General features: G+C 70.6%; 4 protein-coding genes. 1 reads left to right on the forward strand and 3 read right to left on the reverse strand.

What is annotated here, in order from left to right; translation table 11 throughout:
• On the reverse strand, window positions 1-1,124 hold a 1,124-nt coding region (locus ACWGI8_RS42645; RefSeq protein WP_453668844.1), incomplete at its 3' end, for a vanadium-dependent haloperoxidase.
• Window positions 1,125-1,190: 66 nt separating this feature from the next.
• Here ACWGI8_RS42645 and ACWGI8_RS42650 point away from each other — a divergent pair.
• Window positions 1,191-1,616, forward strand: coding sequence for a DUF6183 family protein (locus ACWGI8_RS42650; RefSeq protein WP_453668845.1), 426 nt, complete (start codon window positions 1,191-1,193; stop codon window positions 1,614-1,616).
• On the opposite strand, the gene ACWGI8_RS42655 is transcribed toward ACWGI8_RS42650, so the two are convergent.
• Together ACWGI8_RS42655 and ACWGI8_RS42660 are read right to left on the reverse strand one after the other, a co-directional pair.
• Window positions 1,597-1,983, reverse strand: coding sequence for a hypothetical protein (locus ACWGI8_RS42655; RefSeq protein ID WP_453668846.1), 387 nt, complete (start codon window positions 1,981-1,983; stop codon window positions 1,597-1,599). The genes ACWGI8_RS42650 and ACWGI8_RS42655 overlap by 20 nt on opposite strands.
• A 93-nt stretch (window positions 1,984-2,076) precedes the next feature.
• Window positions 2,077-2,637, reverse strand: coding sequence for a GNAT family N-acetyltransferase (locus ACWGI8_RS42660; protein WP_453668847.1), 561 nt, complete (start codon window positions 2,635-2,637; stop codon window positions 2,077-2,079).
• Window positions 2,638-2,770: the final 133 nt, after the last annotated feature.

Genomic DNA, 2,770 nt, shown 5'->3' on the forward strand with positions numbered 1-2,770 from the left:
GGGACGTTGAGGTCGAGGCGTGTGGTCTCGAGGATCCCGGTCAGGGTCTGGGTCACGGCGCCGGCGACCGTGGCGTGGCCACTGATGTAGTCGGGGTGCGGTGGTGTGACGAGCAACGGCTCCCACTGCGGGTCGGCTTCGGTCGCTGGGTTGCCGTCGGTGTCGGCCAGATGGACAGCCGTGATCGGCCGCCAGAATCCGTAGTGGAGTTTGGCGTCCCAAGCGGCGACGACGGCGTCGGTCGCCGACGTGTTCCCTGCGACGAACAGCCGCGCTGTCTCGGCGATGCCCAGATGGTGCCGGGCGGTGTAGTCGCGGAACGCCTCTTGGAGCTGCACCGCCAGACTGCCCCCGAAGAACAGGGCGGTTTCGGTCTGAAGGGCGGTGCGGGACGAGCCGCTCTTCGCCCCCATGGTCTTCACCTCGTTCACGTCCTCGGCGTAGCGGGCCGAGGAAAGGGCGGGCGGCTCGCCCGGACGGAACTGATCCGGGGAATTGAGCAGCAGCGGGCGAAGCCTGCCGAGCCAGGTGTCGATGAAGGGCAGGTGGGCGGGCGGGGTGGGCCGCCAGACGCCGGGCGCTGGCGAAGCGGTGAACTCCACCGGTGCGAACCGGCCGTCCCCTTCACGCAGTTCGATGAGATGGTCGGCGGCGCGTTCCCCGAAGGCCACGCCCTGCCGCTTCGCCTTGCCCTCGGGGATCCTGGCGAGCGAATCGGCGTATGCGGCATCGAGCGGGGCCTGGGAGGCGGGGAAGTAGGTGAGCAGTACGTGGTGCGCGGCGGTCACGGCCGCTGCCTCGGAGGATGCGGTGGAGGGCCCGTGCGCATGCCACTTGTACGGGGCGTAGCGCCCCTCGATCCCGACCACGGCGTTGTAGACGGCGGCCGAGACGAACCCGTGCCAGATGACGGCTTGCCCGGAGGGGCGGGCGCCGAGGTGGGCGGTGATGGTGTCGGTGGCGATGGCGTTCCATTCGCGAATCGCCGCGGGGTCCGCCGATGGCGACGGGTGACTGCCGTCGGTGGCAGTGGCGGTGGGACCGGCCACGGCCATGGCGGCGAGGAGCAGGAGTGATGCGACAGCGCGGACGATGGCCCGTCCGCCGGAACCAGATGTGTCCATAACCGAACTAACGGCGGGACTGGTGAACGGGCACCCCCTTTCACCGACGGGAACGGGTGCGCCGGAGTGCGTACGGGAGCCGGTGCGCCGGGCGCACACGCCTCTCCATGGACTGGCGCGAACGCGGAGGGGGTGGAGCGCCAGGCCCGGCAGAGCACCTGGTTCCGCTTCGAGGCCGATGCGGAGTGGTTCCACAACGACATCGCAGCCGACTACGGCATAGCCGCCCTCTCCCCGGACCGCCGCAGGATCGCTGTACTGACCGCGACGGACAGCGACTGGAGATACCGCCGGACCAGCGCGACGCGGCAGGTGCTCGGCACCGGCGGTGACATAACCCATGAGCACGGCCGGGCCGTGCGTCTCCCGAACACGACAGTCCTGCCACTCGGTGGCGGGATCGGCGGGATCGGCGAGCGCGGCCTCGGCTTCGCCGTGCTGGGCCCCGGATGCAGCTCTTGTGGGGCTGTGCTCAACCGAGGGCGGGCATGAAGCCGCCGCGGGACGTGCCGCTGGTCAGCAGGTGTTCCCAGTTGAGGACCTCCGGGAGCTCCGGGAGGGAGAGTACGACCGCTCCGCCGGCCTGTGTGACGTCCGAGCACCAGTGCGCCATGTCGTCCGGGTTTCCGGAGCCTCCGAGCACGGGGGCGCCGAGGGCGGGAACGACGCACCCCGCATCGCCCGGTCCGTCCACCACGCACAGGGTGAGCATGGCGCCTATGCCCCAGCCCTCGCATTGCGGCACCGTCCCACCGGACGCGCGCAGTGCAGGCAGCTCGTCGTGCACCGGCGCACCGGCCATCAGGAGTGCGGGCGTAGCACCAGGTACGAACAGCGTGTTTTCGGGGAGCAGGAGCATGAGGTCACTGTTCCATGCGCATACACGCCCGTCACCAACGGGCCCAGGTCGTAGCGTCGGCCCCGCCCGAAGTGGTGCGGGGATTGCTGGAGCTCAAGTCGTTTGCCTGCCCGCCCGCCACTCCGGCGCGAGCACCGACCAGACTTCCTCGTCGTGCCGCTTCCCCCGGTACGGGTAGCTCTCCCGCAGCACGCCGTCTCGCATCATCCCGAGCCGCCGGGCCACGGCGATGCTGGGCTCGTTCCCCGCCGAGACCCACCACTCCACGCGGTGGATGCCCCGCTCCTCGACGGCCCAGTCGATGATCACACGCACGGCCCGGGTCACCAGACCCTTCCCGACCGCCGACGGCTCCAGCCAGCAGCCCGCCTCGGCAGTGCCCTGCTCAACGTCCATCCTCCGGAAGAGGACCGCGCCGACCAGCTTGCCGTCCGTCCAGATGCCGTGGAGCCGCCCGGCGTCGGCCGCGGCCTTCTCCGCGTACGCCTGGAGGAACGCCCGGCTCGACTCGAGGTCCGTGACGACGTCGGGCAGCGCGTTGTACTGCCCGATGAACTCCCGCCCCCGGTCCACGTGGGTCAGGAACTCCTCGGCCCGCCACGGTTCGAGCGGGCGCAGTTCGGCACCGTCGTCGCCCAGGGATATCGCGTACATCGTCACCTTTCACCGCCGAAACCAACGCACGCTGCGCGGAAGGGATCTTCTCACGGGCGGCGCTCAGTCCGGACACGCACGCCCCGGGTCCCGACGGACAGGAGACCGGTGGCCCGGTGCACGGGCTGCCCGC

It is taken from the genome of Streptomyces sp. NPDC054841 (genome assembly GCF_053611045.1).